The organism is Pseudomonas paraeruginosa, assembly GCF_003025345.2.
GTDB classification, from domain to species: Bacteria; Pseudomonadota; Gammaproteobacteria; order Pseudomonadales; family Pseudomonadaceae; genus Pseudomonas; species Pseudomonas paraeruginosa.
The window spans coordinates 1160156-1176824 of record NZ_CP020560.1; the positions used below are offsets into that span (position 1 = coordinate 1160156).

At 66.6% G+C, this 16669-nt stretch carries 14 protein-coding genes; 4 read left to right on the plus strand and 10 right to left on the minus strand.

Going from position 1 to position 16669, the window contains the following annotated elements:
- Positions 1-26 precede the first annotated feature (26 nt).
- Positions 27-1280, plus strand: coding sequence for an OprD family porin (locus B7D75_RS05600; RefSeq protein ID WP_043100979.1), 1254 nt, complete (start codon positions 27-29; stop codon positions 1278-1280).
- A 222-nt stretch (positions 1281-1502) separates the two neighbouring features.
- On the opposite strand, the gene rlmF is transcribed toward B7D75_RS05600, so the two are convergent.
- The 5 genes from rlmF to B7D75_RS05625 all read right to left on the minus strand — a co-directional run bounded on the left by rlmF (position 1503) and on the right by B7D75_RS05625 (position 7296).
- The gene (gene rlmF / locus B7D75_RS05605; protein WP_034081235.1) at positions 1503-2507 is read right to left on the minus strand and encodes a 23S rRNA (adenine(1618)-N(6))-methyltransferase RlmF; all 1005 of its coding nucleotides are present in this window, start codon (positions 2505-2507) and stop codon (positions 1503-1505) included.
- A gap of 91 nt (positions 2508-2598) precedes the next feature.
- Positions 2599-4431 (minus strand): SLC13 family permease, encoded by a 1833-nt coding sequence (locus B7D75_RS05610; protein WP_107113820.1) that lies wholly within the window; start codon positions 4429-4431, stop codon positions 2599-2601.
- 117 nt (positions 4432-4548) lie between these two features.
- On the minus strand, positions 4549-5343 hold the full coding sequence (locus tag B7D75_RS05615; protein ID WP_012074543.1) for an ABC transporter ATP-binding protein: 795 nt from the start codon (positions 5341-5343) through the stop codon (positions 4549-4551).
- A 2-nt stretch (positions 5344-5345) separates the two neighbouring features.
- A complete protein-coding gene (locus B7D75_RS05620; protein WP_003157608.1) occupies positions 5346-6236 on the minus strand; it encodes an ABC transporter permease in 891 nt (296 codons plus the stop codon).
- An 82-nt stretch (positions 6237-6318) separates the two neighbouring features.
- A complete protein-coding gene (locus B7D75_RS05625) occupies positions 6319-7296 on the minus strand; it encodes an ABC transporter substrate-binding protein (protein WP_107113821.1) in 978 nt (325 codons plus the stop codon).
- Positions 7297-7490: 194 nt separating this feature from the next.
- Here B7D75_RS05625 and B7D75_RS05630 point away from each other — a divergent pair, with 194 nt between their 5' ends.
- Positions 7491-7904, plus strand: a complete 414-nt coding sequence (locus tag B7D75_RS05630; RefSeq protein WP_003157606.1) for a putative signal transducing protein — start codon at positions 7491-7493, stop codon at positions 7902-7904.
- Positions 7905-7941: 37 nt separating this feature from the next.
- Here B7D75_RS05630 and B7D75_RS05635 read toward each other — a convergent pair whose 3' ends face one another.
- From B7D75_RS05635 to B7D75_RS05650, 4 genes are all read right to left on the minus strand, one after another.
- Positions 7942-10794 (minus strand): valine--tRNA ligase, encoded by a 2853-nt coding sequence (locus tag B7D75_RS05635; RefSeq protein ID WP_043100977.1) that lies wholly within the window; start codon positions 10792-10794, stop codon positions 7942-7944.
- Between the two features lie 120 nt (positions 10795-10914).
- Positions 10915-11283 carry a hypothetical protein gene (locus B7D75_RS05640; protein WP_034081205.1) on the minus strand — a complete coding sequence of 123 codons (369 nt, stop codon included), beginning with the start codon at positions 11281-11283 and terminating at the stop codon, positions 10915-10917.
- Positions 11284-11294: 11 nt separating this feature from the next.
- On the minus strand, positions 11295-11723 hold the full coding sequence (gene holC, locus B7D75_RS05645; RefSeq protein ID WP_053816775.1) for a DNA polymerase III subunit chi: 429 nt from the start codon (positions 11721-11723) through the stop codon (positions 11295-11297).
- Positions 11720-13207, minus strand: a complete 1488-nt coding sequence (locus B7D75_RS05650; protein ID WP_107113822.1) for a leucyl aminopeptidase — start codon at positions 13205-13207, stop codon at positions 11720-11722. The genes holC and B7D75_RS05650 overlap by 4 nt, the downstream gene beginning before the upstream one ends.
- Before the next feature lie 512 nt (positions 13208-13719).
- On the opposite strand from B7D75_RS05650, the gene lptF reads away from it, so the two are divergent.
- Positions 13720-14838, plus strand: coding sequence for an LPS export ABC transporter permease LptF (gene lptF, locus B7D75_RS05655; protein WP_107113823.1), 1119 nt, complete (start codon positions 13720-13722; stop codon positions 14836-14838).
- Positions 14831-15898, plus strand: a complete 1068-nt coding sequence (gene lptG, locus B7D75_RS05660) for an LPS export ABC transporter permease LptG (protein ID WP_012074547.1) — start codon at positions 14831-14833, stop codon at positions 15896-15898. The genes lptF and lptG overlap by 8 nt, the downstream gene beginning before the upstream one ends.
- Positions 15899-16074: 176 nt before the next feature.
- Here lptG and B7D75_RS05665 read toward each other — a convergent pair whose 3' ends face one another.
- Complete coding sequence (locus tag B7D75_RS05665; protein WP_053816777.1) at positions 16075-16572, minus strand: RDD family protein; 498 nt, start codon at positions 16570-16572, stop codon at positions 16075-16077.
- Between the last annotated feature and the right edge of the window lie 97 nt (positions 16573-16669).

A 16669-nucleotide genomic window follows, 5' to 3' on the forward strand; every position in this document is an offset into this window, starting at 1 on the left:
CCGATAACCGAAAGAGGGTACTTTGCATGTCGTCACTCATACTGCGCGGGGCCGCCTGCGGCCTGCTGTGCGCCTGGCTGTCCGCTGCCGGCGCAGCCGGGTTCATCGAAGAGAGCAGGCTCAGGCTGCAACTGCGCAATGTCTATTTCAACGAGAACTTCCGTGACGAACACGGCATGAGCCCGCGCGCCGCCGCCAATGCCAGGAGCGAGCGTGTCGAGTGGGCGCAGGGGCTGCTGTTCGACTACCAGTCCGGCTACACCGACGGTTCGCTGGGACTGGGGATCGACACCCTGGGCCTGCTGGGCGTGCACCTCGATTCCGGCCGGGGCCGCGCCGGCACCGGCTTGTTGCCGGTACACGACGATGGTCGTGCGGCGGACGAGTTCGGCAGTCTCGGCGCGACCCTCAAGGCACGACTCGGGCAGACGGTGCTCAGGCACGGCACCCTGCTGCCGAAGAATCCCCTGCTGATCTACAACGATGCGCGCCTGCTGCCCCAGACGTATCGGGGTACCCAACTGACCAGCAGCCCCATCGATGGCCTCAGTCTGGACGTGGGCTATCTGGACCGTTTCAAACTGCGCGATTCCTCCGATAGCACCGGCTTGTATGCCGACGCTCATGCAGGCCGGGGATTCGGTGGCTTCGCTTACGCCGGCATGGAGCGCTCCGTCGGCGAACGCCTGCGCTTGAGCTACTTCCATGGCCAACTGGAGCATTTCTACCGGCAGGATTTCGTCGGCATGCAGCACGACCTGGCATTGGCTGGCGGCCTGCTGACCACGGACCTGCGTTATTTCCGCAGCCATGACATGGGTGCGGCCCATGCCGGGGGGATCGACAACGACATGTTCAGCGGGCAACTGGGCTTCAGGCACTCCGGGCACGTCTTCGGCGCGGGATACCAGTGGCTCGATGGTGAGGCGGGGTTGCCCTATGTCAGCGGAGCTACGGTGTATTCGTTCAGCAATGTCGGCATCGGCAAGTTCATCGGAGAGGAAGAGAAGACCTGGATGGCCAGATATTCCTATGATTTCGTGGCTGCGGCTGTGCCGGGGCTGACCTTCATGGTGCGCTATCTGGGCGGTAGCAACGGCCGTTCCGGCGAGCGCGGAGAGAAAGAGTGGGAACGTGATGCGGAGTTGGCTTACGTGGTGCAGTCGGGGCCTGTGAAAGGACTGGGGGTGAAACTACGCAATTATGTCTACCGTTCGGATTTTTCCCGAGGGCGCGACAGCAACCGGATCTACCTGACCTACGATATCGCCCTCTGGTAGCGCAACCACGGCCGTTGTGGGGGCGCCTTCAATCTCCTGGAGGAAGGCCAGGCTGGCCACGACGCCGGCTATCACTCCACCGCACTGAGCCGGTTGTCGTCAGGCGCTTCGGGTAGGGCACGATATCCGCCGCGTTCGGCGGGTCCGGAATCGAGACGTTCGTTTCTGCTTTCGTCGCGCTCCGCAGGCGGGAACAATGGGAGCGGGGGAGCGTCGTACCGGTTATTCGCCCAGCGGTACGGCTGCGCTCCAGCGCTCCCTGCGCCAGGCCCGGCGCTGCTTCTTGTCGAGGTAGGTCCAGGCGACGAAGCGGCTCTGCTTCTGCCCCTGGGCCATGTCCACCACGCGGATATCGCTGGCGCCCAGTGTTTTCAGGCGCTCCTGGAGGTTTGGCAGGTTGCTCGCCTTGGACACCAGGGTGGTGAACCAGAACACTTGCGTGGCGAACGCCCGGCTTTCCCCGGCCATGCTGGCGAGGAAGGCCGCTTCGCCGCCCTCGCAGTGCAGTTCGGCGCCCTGGCCGCCGAAATTCAGCAGCGGCAGGGTGCGGCCCGGGTCGAGCTTGCCGAGGTTCTTCCACTTGCGCCGGCTGCCGCGCGTGGCCTCGTCCAGCGAGGCGTGAAAGGGTGGGTTGCAGAGGGTCATGTCGAAGCGCTCGGCGGAGTCGATCAGCCCTTCGAAGATGTGCCGGCGATCCGGCTGGCGGCGCAGCTCGATGGCGGCGGCGAAACGCGGGTTGGCGGCAAGGATCGCCGCGGCCGAGGCTAGCGATTGCGGGTCGATGTCGGCGCCGACGAAGCGCCAGCCGTACTCGTGGTGGCCGAGCAGCGGGTAGATGCAGTTGGCTCCGGTTCCGACGTCCAGCGCGCGCAGGCCGGTGCCGCGCGGGATCACGCCGTCGTGGCTGGCACCGAGCAGGTCGGCCAGGTAGTGCAGGTAGTCGGCGCGACCGGGGACGGGCGGGCACAGGTAGCCCTCGGGAATGTTCCACTCGCGCACGTCGTAGAACTGTTGCAGCAGCGCGCGGTTGAAGGCCTTCACCGCCAGCGGGTCGGCGAAGTCGATGCTCGGCTTGCCGTACGGGTTGACGATGACGAAGCGTTCCAGCTCCGGATTGCCGGCGATCAGGCCCGGAAAGTCGTAGCGTCCCAGATGGCGATTGCGTGGGTGTAGCGGGCTGGCGCTCTTGCGCTCGGCGTCGGGGCGTGGACTGGACGGACGGGGCATGATCTCGGTTTCCATTACGGCGAGGCGGGCATTATTCACATCCGCCGGAGGCTGGCCAGTGTTTCTGCCGGGCGGCGCGGCCCTGGTCCGGTCACAACGGGAACAGCCACGGGATCACCAGCACGCAGACGAACATCACCAGCAGGGTGAACGGCACGCCGATCCTGACGAAGTCGCCGAAACGGTACTGGCCGGGGCCCAGCACCAGGGTGTTCACCGGCGAGGAGATCGGCGTCATGAAGGCCGCCGAGGCCGCCACCGCCACCACCATGGCGAAGGGGTAGGGCGAGGCGCCGATCTGGTTGGCGGTGGCGATGGCGATCGGCGCCATCAGCACCGCGGTAGCGGTGTTGGAGATGAACAGGCCGATGGCCGCGGTGAGCAGGAACATGCTGGCCAGCAGCACGCGCGGGCCGGCGTCGCCGAGGGCGTCGACCAGCAGCGAGACCGCCAGGTCGATGCCGCCGGTCTTCTGCAGGGCCAGGGCGAAGGGCAGCATGCCGACGATCAGGATCAGGCTCTGCCAGTGGATCGCACGGTAGGCGCCGTCCATGTCGATGCAGCGGAACAGGCCCATCAGCAGGCAGCCGACCAGCGCCGCGACCACGTTGGGCACCACCCCGCTGACCATCAGCGCCACCATCACGGCCAGGCTCAGCAGCGCATGCGGAGCCTTGCTCAGGGCTGGCGCCACCTCGTCGATCTCCGCCGGCAGGCTGAGCACCAGGAAGTCGCGGCCGCGCCCCTGCAACTGGCGGATCGCCTTCCAGGCGCCGATCACCAGCAGGGTGTCGCCCAGGCGCAGCTTCTCTTCCAGCATGCCGTCGGTGAGCGCCTCGTGGTCGCGGCGCAGGCCGACCACGTTGAGCCCGTACTGCGAGCGGAAGCCCAGTTCCAGCACGCTCTTGCCGAGCAGGGTGGAATCCGGCGGCAGGGTCACCTCGGCCATGCCGACCTCCCGCGACTGGTCGATGAAATAGCTGGCGCGAAACGGCAGGCGCACCAGGTTCAGCTCGGCGCAGCGCCGGTCCATGTCCTGCGGTGGCGCGAAAACGTCCAGCAGGAGCACGTCGCCGGCCTTCAGCTCGGTGCTGCCGCCGACCTTGACCACCTCGCTGTGGAACTTGCGCACCCGCTCCAGGCCGACCACGTTGGCGCCCAGGCGGGTGCGCAGTTGCAGTTCCTCCAGGGTGCTGCCGATCAGCGGCGAGCCGAGCTGTACCTGCAGGCGCCGTTCGCGGCCGGCCAGGCGGTAGTCGCGGATCAGGTCGCGCAGGGTCCGCCGCGCCTTCGGCGCGCCGACTTCCGCCGGGCTGGCGGCGTTCAGCCAGTTGCGCGTGAGCAGCATGTAGGCCACGCCGATGGCGAGCACCATCAGGCCTATCGGGGTGAAGGCGAAGAAGCCGAAGCCGGCATGACCCTCGCGCGCCAGCTCGCTGTTCACCACCATGTTCGGCGGCGTGGCGACCAGGGTCATCATGCCGCTGATCAGCCCTGCGAAGGCCAGCGGCATCATCAGCCGGCCCGGCGGGATCTTCAGCTTGGCGGCGATGCTCAGGACCACCGGGATGAAGATCGCCACCACCCCGGTGGAACTCATCACCGAGCCCAGCCCGGCCACCGCCAGCATCAGCAGCACCAGCAGGCGCGCTTCGCTGCTGCCGGCGCGGGCGATCAGCCAGTCGCCGACCTGGTAGGCCACCCCGGTGCGCACCAGGCCTTCGCCGATCACGAACAGCGCGGCGATCAGCACCACGCTCGGATCGCTGAAGCCGGCCAGGGCCTCGTTGAGGGTCAGGGTTCCGCTGACGCTGAAGGCCATGATCACCAGCAGGGCGATCACGTCCAGGCGCAGGCGGTTGTGGATGAAGAGGGCGACGGTGGTGGCGAGCAGGCCGACCACCCAGAGCAGTTCGAGGTTCATGCGGGCATCCGGGCGGGAGGATGCCTGCGAGTGTGGCAGACGGACGCGGGGCGTGCCTTGATCTGTTGCAGGTCGCCGGCGCCTCCCCGGCTCGGGGCGAAGAGGCGCCGGGTGGGCTCAGCCGAGCAGCAGGGCGTCGTCGGCGAGCTTCTCGCCGCGCACCTTCTCGAACATCGCCAGCAGATCCGGCACGTCGAGGCCCTTGCGTTCATCCCCGGAGACGTCAAGCACCACCTGGCCCTGGTGCAGCATCACCGTGCGTTCGCCGACGTCCAGCGCCTGGCGCATGCTGTGGGTGACCATCATGGTGGTGAGTTTCTTCTCGGCGACGATCCGTGCGGTGAGATGCAGGACGAAGTCGGCGGTGCGCGGGTCGAGCGCCGCGGTGTGTTCGTCGAGCAGCAGGATGCGCGAGGGTTGCAGCGCCGCCATCAGCAGGCTGACGGCCTGGCGCTGGCCGCCGGAGAGCAGGCCGATGCGGTCGCCGAGGCGGTTCTCCAGGCCGAGGCCGAGGGTCGCCAGGCTTTCCCGGAAACCGTCGCGCATCGACGCTTGCACCGCCCGGCCGAGGCCGCGGCCGGCCCCGCGACGCTGCGCCAGGGCCATGTTCTCCTCGATGGTGAGGTCCTCGCAGGTACCCGCCATGGGGTCCTGGAAAACCCGCGCGACGCGGTTGGCACGGGCCCAGACCGGCTTGCGGGTGACGTCTTCGTCGTCGATCAGGATCTGCCCGCTGTCGATCGGCAGGTCGCCGGAGACCGCGTTGAGGAAGGTCGACTTGCCGGCGCCGTTGGAGCCGATCACGGTGACGAACTGGCCGGCCGGGATGTCCAGCGACAGGCCGCGCAGGGCGCGGGTCTCGATGGGAGTGCCGGGGTTGAAGGTGATCTTCAGGTTCTTCGCGCTGAGCATGGTCAGGCCCCCTTCTTGCCGAGCAGGCGTTTCTTCATCATCGGGATCACCAGGGCGACAGTGACCAGCACCGCGGTGACCAGGTTCAGGTCCTGGGCCTGCAGGCCGATGAAGTCGCTGTTCAGCGCCAGGGCGATGAAGAAGCGGTAGACGATGGCGCCGAGGATCACCGCGAGGGTCGCCAGGATCAGCCGGCGCGAGGGCAGGATGCTCTCGCCGACGATCACCGCGGCCAGGCCGATGACGATGGTGCCGATGCCCATGGAAATGTCGGCGCCGCCCTGGGTCTGCGCGAACAGTGCGCCGGCCAGCGCCACCAGTGCGTTGGAAATGGCCATGCCGAGCAGGATCATGCCGCCGGTATTGACCCCCTGGGCACGGGCCATCCGCGGGTTGGAGCCGGTGGCGCGGATCGCCAGGCCCTTCTGGGTGGTGAAGAACCAGTCCAGCAGCAGCTTCGCGGCGATCACGATGAATACCAGCAACAGCGGGCGGAACACATAGTCGCTGAGCCATTCCGGCTGCAGCAGGGTGAACAGCGTCGGCTCGGCGATCAGCGGCACGTTGGGCTTGCCCATGATGCGCAGGTTGATCGAGTAGAGCGCGATCATCATCAGGATGCTGGCGAGCAGGTCCATGATCTTCAGCTTGACGTTGAGCAGGCCGGTGGCCAGCCCGGCCAGCGCGCCGGCGGCGGTGGCCACCAGGGTCGCGCTGTAGGGGTCCCAGCCGAGGGCGATGAGGGTCGCGCAGACCGCGCCGCCGAGCGGGAAGCTGCCGTCCACCGTGAGGTCGGGGAAGCGCAGCAGGCGGAAGGAGATGAACACGCCGAGTGCCACCAGGCTGAAGATCAGGCCGATCTCCAGGGCACCGAACAGGGAAAACAGAGACATGACTTGGTAACCGAGTGCGTGAAGGCAGGATTATCGTGCCGTCCGGCCACGGGCGAGAAACCCGCGGCCGGCGGCCGCTTTTTTACTGGATGACTTCCGCAGCCGACTTGACCAGCTCGTCGGACAGGGTCACGCCTTGCTTCTGCGCGGCCCCCGGGTTGACGAAGAGTTGCAGCTTGTCGCTGGTCTCCGGCTTGATCTCGCCCGGCTTCTCGCCCTTGAGGATGCGCACCACCATGCGGCCGGTCTGCTTGCCCATCTCCTTGTAGTTGATGCCGAGGGCGGCGATCGCGCCGCGCTTGACGCTGTCGGTGTCGGAGGCGATCAGCGGGATCTTCGCGTCGTTGCCGACCTTGACCAGCGCCTCGTAGGCGGACACCACGTTGTTGTCGGTGTTGGTGTAGATCGCGTCGACCTTGCCGACCAGGCTGCGCGCCGCCGAACTGACGTCCACCGAACGCGGGGCCGAGGCCTCGACCAGGCTCAGGCCCATCTTCGGCAGCAGTTCCTTGAGTTCCTTGACCACCACCACGGAGTTGGCTTCGCCGGGGTTGTAGACCATGCCGATGCGCTTGGCGCCCGGCACCACTTTCTTGATCAGCTCGATCTGCTTGTCCAGCGCGAGCATGTCGGAAACCCCGGTGACGTTGGTGCCGGAGGCTTCCCAGCTCGGCGTCAGGCGCGCGCCGACCGGGTCGGTGACGGTACTGAAGACGATCGGAATGCTCTTGGTCGCGGCCACCAGCGCCTGGGCCGAGGGGGTGGCGATGCCGACGATCACGTCGGGCTTGTCGCCGATGAACTTGCGGGCGATCTGCGCGGCGGTGCCGGTATTGCCCTGGGCGCTCTGGTATTGCCACTTGAGGTTCTTGCCGTCTTCGTAGCCGGCCTCCTGGAGGGCTTCCTTGACCCCGTCGCGGGCGGCATCCAGCGCCGGGTGCTCGACGATGGCGGTCACGGCGACCGACTTCTGCTCGTCGGCGTTGGCGCCGAAGGACAGGGCCATGCCAAGGGCCAGGACACTGAGGGGCAACCATTTATTCTTATAGGCCTGCATCATGCGGCGATCTCCTGATTGTATTGGCGCGCTGTAGCGAATTGTTCTGATTGGACGGTGCGGGTACAGCGTGGCCGAAACATCGCATTTTTCGCGCAAGTCGTCAGCAGGTTTGATGTTTTTTCTTGCGGTGGGATTACCGCTCGGGGTGATCCGGGTAAGGTGTCGGCGTCGGACCGTGACCGAAAGGAGGCGACATGCTCACGACCATCGGCCGTTTTTCCCATCCCCTGGAAGCGCAGATCGCTCGCGCCCGTCTGGAGGCCGCTGGAATTCCGGCGTTCGTCGCCGACGAGCACACCATCAACATGCAATGGCTGTACTCCAACGCCCTGGGCGGCGTGCGCCTGCAAGTGCCCACGGTCTGTCGCGAAGAGGCGTTGGCGCTGCTGGCCACCGATGAAAGCGAGGCGCTGCGGGCCGAGCAGGGCAGCAGCGAGTTCCAGTGCTTGCGTTGCGGCAGCGACCAGGTGGCCTGGAAGGTGGACGGCCGCCGCCAGGCTTTCCTTGGCATCCTGCTGCTCAACGTACCGCTGTGGCCGATCCGGCGTCGGTTAGTGTGCGAGGCCTGCGGTCTCCGCAGCGAAGTACCGTTGCCTCTATGCGAGTGAAAGAAAAACGCCCGCCTCTGGGAGGCGGGCGCTGGAGTTAGAGCGCGGCGATCTTCTGCCGTTGCTCGGCCAACTTGGCCAGGGCCTGTTCGGCCTCGGCGAGCTTGGCGCGCTCCTTCTCGATCACGTCGGCCGGGGCCTTGGCGACGAAGCCTTCGTTGGACAACTTGCCGCCGACGCGCTTGACCTCGCCTTCCAGGCGCTGGATCTCCTTGTCCAGGCGTCCCAGTTCGGCGCCCTTGTCGATCAGGCCGGCCATTGGCACCAATACTTCCATATCGCCGACCAGGGCGGTGGCGGACATCGGCGCTTCCTCGCCGGCTTCCAGCACGCGGATGCTTTCCAGCTTGGCCAGTTTCATCAGCAGCGGCTCGTTGTCGGCCAGGCGGCGCTGGTCGCTGGGCGAGGCGTTCTTGAGGATGATGTCGATGCGCTTGGCCATGGAGATGTTCATCTCGCCGCGGATCTGCCGCACGCCGAGCATCAGCGCCTTGACCCACTCGATGTCGCCTTCGGCGGCGGCGTCGATCCGGCCTTCGTCGGCCACCGGCCAGGGTTGCAGCATCAGGGTCGGGCCTTGCTTGCCGGCCTGGGCCTTGATGCGCTGCCAGATTTCCTCGGTGATGAACGGCATGAACGGGTGCGCCAGGCGCAGAGCCGTCTCCAGCACGCGGATCAGGGTACGACGAGTGCCGCGCTGGCGCTCGATGGGGGCGTTCTCGTCCCACAGCACCGGCTTGACCAGCTCCAGGTACCAGGCGCAGTACTCGTCCCAGATGAACTCATAGAGGGCCTGGGCGGCCAGGTCGAAGCGGAAGGCGTCGAGCTGGCGGGTGACTTCCTGCTCGGTGCGCTGCAACTGGGAGATGATCCAGCGGTCGACCGAGGACAGCTCGACCGGCTCGCCGTTGACCCCGGTGTCCTGGCCATCGGTGTTCTCGATGACGAAGTTGGCGGCGTTCCAGATCTTGTTGCAGAAGTTGCGGAAGCCTTCGACGCGGCCCATGTCGAACTTGATGTCGCGGCCGGTGGAGGCCAGCGAGCAGAAGGTGAAGCGCAGGGCGTCGGTGCCGTAGCTGGCGATGCCTTCGGGGAATTCGGCGCGGGTCTGCTTGGCGATCTTCTCCGCCAGCTTCGGCTGCATCATGCCGCTGGTGCGCTTTTGCAGCAGGGTATCGAGGTCGATGCCGTCGACGATGTCCAGCGGGTCGAGCACGTTGCCCTTGGACTTGGACATCTTCTGGCCCTGGCCGTCGCGCACCAGGCCATGGACGTAGACGGTCTTGAACGGGATCTGCGGGGTGCCGTCGGGATTCTTCACCAGGTGCATGGTGAGCATGATCATCCGCGCGACCCAGAAGAAGATGATGTCGAAGCCGGTGACCAGCACGTCGGTGGGGTGGAAGGTCTTGAGGAACTCGGTCTGCTGCGGCCAGCCGAGGGTGGAGAAGGTCCACAGGCCGGAGCTGAACCAGGTGTCGAGAACGTCTTCGTCCTGGCGCAACTCGACGTCATTGCCGAGCTGGTGCTTGCTGCGCACCTCGACCTCGTCGCGGCCGACGTAGACGTTGCCGGCCTCGTCGTACCAGGCCGGGATGCGGTGGCCCCACCAGAGCTGGCGGCTGATGCACCAGTCCTGGATGTCGCGCATCCAGGAGAAGTACATGTTCTCGTACTGCTTGGGCACGAACTGGATGCGGCCGTCTTCCACGGCGGCGATGGCGTCCTCGGCCAACGGCTTGGTGCTGACGTACCACTGGTCGGTCAGCCAGGGTTCGATGACGGTGCCGGAACGGTCGCCCTTCGGCACTTTCAGCGCGTGGTCGTCGATCTTCTCCAGCAGGCCCATGGCCTCGAACTCGGCGACGATGGCCTTGCGCGCCTCGAAGCGGTCCATGCCGGCGTAGCTCTGCGGCAGGCTGGGGTCGAGGTTCGGGTTGACGCTGCCGTCGAGGTGGAACACCTGGGCCTGGGCCAGCACCGCGGCGTTCTTGTCGAAGATGTTGATCAGCGGCAGGTCGTGGCGCTTGCCGACCTCATAGTCGTTGAAATCATGGGCCGGGGTGATCTTCACGCAGCCGGTGCCGAACTCGCGATCGACGTACTCGTCGGCGATGATCGGGATGTGCCGGCCGACGATCGGCAGTTCGGCGAACTGGCCGATCAGCTTGGCGTAGCGCTCGTCTTCCGGGTGCACCGCGACCGCGGCGTCGCCCAGCAGGGTTTCCGGACGGGTGGTGGCGACCACCAGGTAATCCAGGCCTTCGCTGGTCTTCGCGCCGTTTACCAGCGGGTAGCGCAGGTGCCAGAGGTGGCCCTTTTCGTCGTGGTTTTCCACTTCCAGGTCGGAAATCGCGGTGTGCAGCTTGGTGTCCCAGTTCACCAGGCGCTTGCCGCGGTAGATCAGGCCGTCTTCATGCAGGCGCACGAAGGCTTCCTTGACCGCTTCGGAGAGGCCGTCGTCCATGGTGAAGCGCTCGCGCGACCAGTCCACCGAGGAGCCCAGGCGACGAATCTGCCGGGTGATGTTGCCGCCGGACTGTTCCTTCCATTCCCAGACCTTCTCCAGGAACTTCTCCCGGCCGAGGTCGTGACGGCTCACGCCCTGGGCGCCGAGCTGGCGCTCGACCACCATCTGGGTGGCGATGCCGGCGTGGTCGGTGCCCGGTTGCCACAGGGTGTTGCGGCCCTGCATGCGGCGGTAGCGGATCAGCGCGTCCATGATCGCGTTGTTGAAGCCATGGCCCATGTGCAGGCTGCCGGTCACGTTCGGCGGCGGGATCATGATGGTGTAGGGCTGGCCTTCGCCGCTCGGAGCGAAGTAGTCGTTGGACTCCCAGGTCTCGTACCAGGAAGTCTCGATGGCGTGCGGCTGGTAAGTCTTGTCCATGCGAAAGGGGACCAAAGCTGAATATGGCTGGGGAAAATGCGAAGAAAGTCCGGGAGTATAGCGGGGATGGCGGCCCGGGGGTAAGGCCGCGGGCCGCGCCGGGCGCGCACGGCGCCCGGCTCAGTCGTTGCGCTGGCCGAGCAGGCGCCCGAGGCGGGCCTGCAGGCGGCGGCGCAGCTCGGCTTCGATCTGCGGGGCGAAGTCGTCGATGACCTCTTGCAGGATCAGCTCGGCGGAGGCGCGCAGCTCGTCGTCCAGGCGCTCCTGTTCGGCGGGCGCCAGGCCCGTCGGTGCGGGCGCTTCGGCCAGCGGCTCGGAGGCGCGCGGGGCGGTGCCGGGGGAGACGACGTCGGAGAGCAGGGGAATGTTGTCCGGCTCGAAGGATTCGGTCAGCAAGGGCGGCTCGTTGCTTTCGTAGAGCAGGTCGTGGATCGACTCCAGGTCATCGAGCAAGCGCTCCGGGGGTTGTGTCGGTTTGTGGCTGTCCATGGTCGTGCACTTCAGATACGCGGCAAACGATGGTCCTGTAGAGGATAGCCCCGCTCCCGGTAGAAGCGGAACTTATCCCGTGCCGCCTGGCGGATCGTCGGTTCCTCGACCACCAGTTCGGCCACCCGCGCGAAGTTCGGGACGAAGCCGGGCGCCTCGAGGGCCAGGTTGATCAGCAGGTCGCGATGGTTCCCGGCGTCGGCGCCCAGGCCCAGCGCCACCGGCGCCTCGGCGTCGTCTTCGGCCAGGCTGTGGGGGACGAAGGCCTCGCCGCGGAAGCTCCACAGGCGGCCGTCCAGCTCGCCGCGCTGCGCCTCGTCGGCGCAATGCAGGTAGACCCGCATGCCTTGCCGCCAGGCCTTCTCGGCCAGGCGGCAGGCGACCTGCAGGCGCGCCGACGGATCGGCGCTGGGGATCACGTAGAAGTCGACCCGGGTCACTTGGCCCGTTCCAGCAGGTACTGGGTCAGCAGCGGTACCGGGCGGCCGGTGGCGCCTTTGTCCTTGCCGCCGCTGATCCAGGCGGTGCCGGCGATGTCCAGGTGCGCCCAGTGGTACTTCTTGGCGAAGCGCGAGAGGAAGCAGCCGGCGGTGATGGTGCCAGCCTTCGGACCGCCGATGTTGGCGATGTCGGCGAAGGGGCTGTCCAGCTGTTCCTGGTACTCGTCGAACAGCGGCAACTGCCAGGCGCGGTCGTCGGCGAACTCGCCGGCCTTGAGCAGTTGCCTGACCAGCGCCTCGTTGTTGCCCATCAGGCCCGAGGTGTTGCTGCCCAGGGCGACGATGCAGGCGCCGGTGAGGGTGGCGATGTCGACCACCGACTGCGGCTTGAAGCGCTCGGCATAGGTCAGTGCGTCGCACAGCACCAGGCGCCCTTCGGCGTCGGTGTTGAGGATCTCGACGGTCTGCCCGCTCATGGTGGTGACGATGTCGCCCGGACGGGTGGCTCCGCCGCTGGGCATGTTCTCGGCGCAGGCGAGCAGGCCGACCAGGTTGATCGGCAGCTGCAGCTCGAGCACCGCGCGGAAGGTGCCGAAGACGCTGGCGGCGCCGCACATGTCGAACTTCATCTCGTCCATGCCCAGACCCGGCTTGAGGCTGATGCCGCCGGTGTCGAAGGTGATGCCCTTGCCGACCAGCACGTGCGGCGCCTGGTCCTTCTTCGCGCCGTTGTATTGCAGGACGATCAGCCGCGGCGGCTGTTCGCTGCCCTGGGCGACGGCGAGGAACGAGCCCATGCCCAGTTCGCGCAGCTTCTGCTCGTCGTGGACTTCGACCTTCAGGCCCTTGAATTCCTTGGCCAGGGCCTTGGCCTGCTCGCCGAGGAAGGTCGGGTGGCAGACGTTCGGCGGCAGGTTGCCGAGGTCGCGGGTCAGGGCCATGCCGTTGGCGATGGCCTGGGCTTCCTTGCTCCCTTGCTCGACGGCGGCGCTGTCGGCCTTGTCGGCGAGCAGGGTCAGCTTCTTCAGTTTCAGCGGCTCGGCTTTCTGGCTCTTGTAGCGATCGAACACGTACAGGCCATCGGCCAGGGTTTCCACCAGCAGGCGCGCCTTGGCGTGGGCGTCGCGACCTTTCACCGCGAGATCGCCGAGGGCCAGTACGGCATCGGCGCCGGCCAGGCCCTTGAGGGTCGACAGCACGGCGGAGGCCAGCTTGCGGTACTGGCGGTCGCCCAGTTCGCGCTCCTTGCCGGCGCCGACCAGCAGCACGCGCTCGGCCTTGAGGTTGGGCAGGTTCTGCAGGAGCAGGGTCTGGCCGACCTTGCCGGCCAGGTCGCCGCGCTTGAGCACGGCGCCGATCGCGCCGCCGGTGGCGTCGTCGACCGCCTTGGCGCTGGCGCCGAGCTTGCGGCCTTCGTCCACGGCGAGCACCAGCGTGGCGGTTTTCAGGGTTTCCGGGCGTACGCTTTTTACAAGGAATTCCATGGAAGAGGTCCCCAATACAGACAGTCGGGATGACGCAAGGGCGGCATCCATTACCGATGAGCGATCGTTCCGGCAGGCTCCGTTGCGTGGCTCGCGTCATCGCCGGAGCGACGCGGGGGCCGGTCGAGTGCCGGTATTCACGGCGCCGGAACCGCTCGAGCGACGCCTGCGGCAACCGCCCTCCGGCCGTTGCCGCACATGGTCGCACAAGTCCGGCGTCTCTGGCACGACCGTGTGCGTCCGGCCGACGCTAGCTATCCACCACCTTTTCGTCCGGCGTCCGGGGCGGGCGGCGAGCCGGTCGGCGGCGACGGCAAATAAATTGGAACGCGCTGAACGAGCGTTCCCCGCGACGGTCTATCGGGCTCTTGGTTCGGCCTGCGCAGTGACAGGCTCGCCGAATCGCAGGATAATACCGGCTATTTTCTCCGCGCCATGTCGCCATGGCCGGAAACGCGTGATGACGGGGCCGCGAGGTCCTGTCAGAGCCTGGCAACCCAGGAGTGTCCGGATTGATCGTTTTCCGCTATTTGTCCCGTGAAGTGCTGGTCACCATGAGCGCCGTCAGCGCCGTGCTGCTGGTGATCATCATGAGTGGCCGTTTCATCAAGTACCTGGCGCAGGCGGCCCAGGGGCTGCTCGACCCCGGCTCGCTGTTCCTGATCATGGCGTTCCGGATTCCCGGTTTCCTGCAATTGATCCTGCCGCTGGGCCTGTTCCTCGGCATCCTGCTGGCCTATGGCCGGCTCTACCTGGAAAGCGAGATGACGGTGCTCTCGGCGACCGGCATGAGCCAGAAGCGCCTGCTCGGCTACACCATGGCGCCGGCGCTGCTGGTGGCGATCCTGGTAGCCTGGCTGAGCCTGTTCCTGGCGCCCCAGGGCATCAACCAGTTCGCCCTGCTGCTGAACAAGCAGGATACCCTGACCGAGTTCGACACCCTGGTCCCGGGTCGCTTCCAGGCGATGCGCGACGGCACCCGGGTGACCTACACCGAAGATCTGTCGAAGGACCGCGGCGAGCTGGCCGGCATCTTCATCTCGCAGAAAGACCTCAACAGCAGCAACCAGGAACGCGGCATCTCGATCCTGGTGGCGGAGAAGGGCACCCAGAACATTCAGGCGGACGGCAGCCGCTATCTGATCCTGCACAACGGCTACCGCTACGATGGCAACCCCGGGCAGGCCAACTACCGTGCCATCAAGTACGACACCTATGGCGTGATGCTGCCCAAGCCGGAAGCCAGCAGCGAGGTCAGCGAGCGCGACGCGGTGCCCACCACCGACCTGCTCGGTAGCGCCAACCCGCGCTACCAGGCGGAGTTGCAATGGCGCCTGTCGACCCCGCTGCTGGTGTTCGTGGTGACCCTGCTGGCGGTGCCGCTGTCGCGGGTCAACCCGCGCCAGGGACGCTTCCTCAAGCTGCTGCCGGCGATCCTCCTCTACATGGCCTACCTGGCCCTGCTGATCGCCGTGCGCGGCCAGCTGGACAAAGGCAAGATCCCCATGGCCGTGGGCCTGTGGTGGGTACACGGGCTGTTCCTGGCGATCGGCCTCGTCCTGTTCTACTGGGATCCCTTGCGCCTGAAGCTGGCGTCCTCCCGTGCCGGTCGCGAGGTGGCGCATGGTTAAGCTCGATCGTTACATCGGTGTCACCGTCTTCGTCGCGATTCTCGCGGTGCTCGGCGTGATTCTCGGCCTGGCGTTGCTGTTCGCCTTCATCGACGAACTGAACGATATCAGCGCCAGCTACGGCATCGGCGAGGCCCTGCGCTTCATCGCACTGACCGCGCCGCGCCGCGCCTACGACATGCTGCCGATGGCGGCGCTGATCGGCTGCCTGGTCGGCCTCGGCACCCTGGCCAGCAACAGCGAACTGACCATCATGCGCGCCGCCGGGGTGTCGCTGTCGCGGATCGTCTGGGCGGTGATGAAGCCGATGCTGGTACTGATGCTGGCTGGCATCCTGGTCGGCGAGTACGTCGCGCCCTGGACCGAGAATATCGCCCAGAGCGGCCGCGCCCTGGCCCAGGGCGGTGGCGACTCGCAAAGTTCCAAGCGCGGCCTGTGGCATCGCCAGGGACGCGAATACATCCACATCAACGCGGTGCAGCCCAATGGCGTGCTGTATGGCGTTACCCGCTACCGCTTCGACGAGCAGCGCGGGTTGCAATCGGCCAGCTTCGCCAAGCGCGCGCGTTTCGAGACCGACCATTGGCAACTGGAAGACGTCACCACCACACTGCTGCACCCACAGGAGAAACGCTCCGAGGTGGTCAAGCTGCCGACCGAACGCTGGGATGCCCAGCTCAGTCCGCAACTGTTGAATACCGTGGTGATGGAGCCCGAGGCGCTGTCGATCAGCGGCCTCTGGCAGTACATCCACTACCTGGCCGACCAGGGCCTGAACAACAACCGCTACTGGCTGGCGTTCTGGACCAAGGTGCTGCAGCCGCTGGTGACCGCCGCCCTGGTGCTGATGGCGATTTCGTTCATCTTCGGCCCGCTGCGTTCGGTGACCCTGGGCCAGCGGATCTTCACCGGCGTGCTGGTGGGCTTCGTCTTCCGCATCGCCCAGGATCTGCTTGGGCCGTCGAGCCTGGTGTTCGATTTCCCGCCGCTGCTGGCGGTGGTGATCCCTGCCTCGGCCTGCGCCCTGGCGGGCCTCTGGCTGCTACGCCGGGCGGGCTGACGGGCTCGGTCTGCGAGAACGCAAAAAGGCCACCTTCGGGTGGCCTTTCCGTTTCCGTGCCGTGCGTGCAGCAGGGCGGACAACCGTCGCTGTTCCGGATTATCGGCGCACGGCGCCGGGGGGCTAGCAGTCCGTGGATTGCCGGCAGGGGGTGCCGGCCGGACCGTGGTTTCCGCTCACTTCTTGTGGATGTTCTTCGGCAATCTGACTACCTGGCTCTCCGAATAACGGTCGTGCCAGGTGCGCTTGTCGCTGTCCCAGAGCATCCACAGGAAGCCGAGGCCGAGGCACAGCCAGGAGGCGATGGCGATCATGAAGCGCAGCAACGCCTGCAGCAGGCTGATGGCGCTGCCGTCGCGGTTCTGCACGCGCAGACCCCAGACCTGCATGCCCAGGGTCTGGCCGCTATGGGTCCAGAACTTGGCGAAGAAGCCGAACAACGCGAACACCAGCAGGGTCGAGAGCAGTGGGTCGCCGATCAGCGCGCCGCGGTCGGCCAGCTCGCGCAGGTGGTCGCTGCCGTAGATCAGTCGAAGGATGCCTTGCTGGTAGACCAGGGTGACCACCATCATCAGCGCCACGCAGAGCAGGAAGTCGTAGAACATCGCCGCCAGGCGGCGGACCAGTCCTGCGGGGGCATAGTCGCCCTTGGGGGAGAGCATGTGTTTCGGCATCGGCGTGTTCCGCGGCATCGGCAAAAGCGGCGATTATACGTGCATCCGTCGCCGGCGCCGTCCACCCGGGGCACGCTTTTTCCCGGTTGTTCTAGGC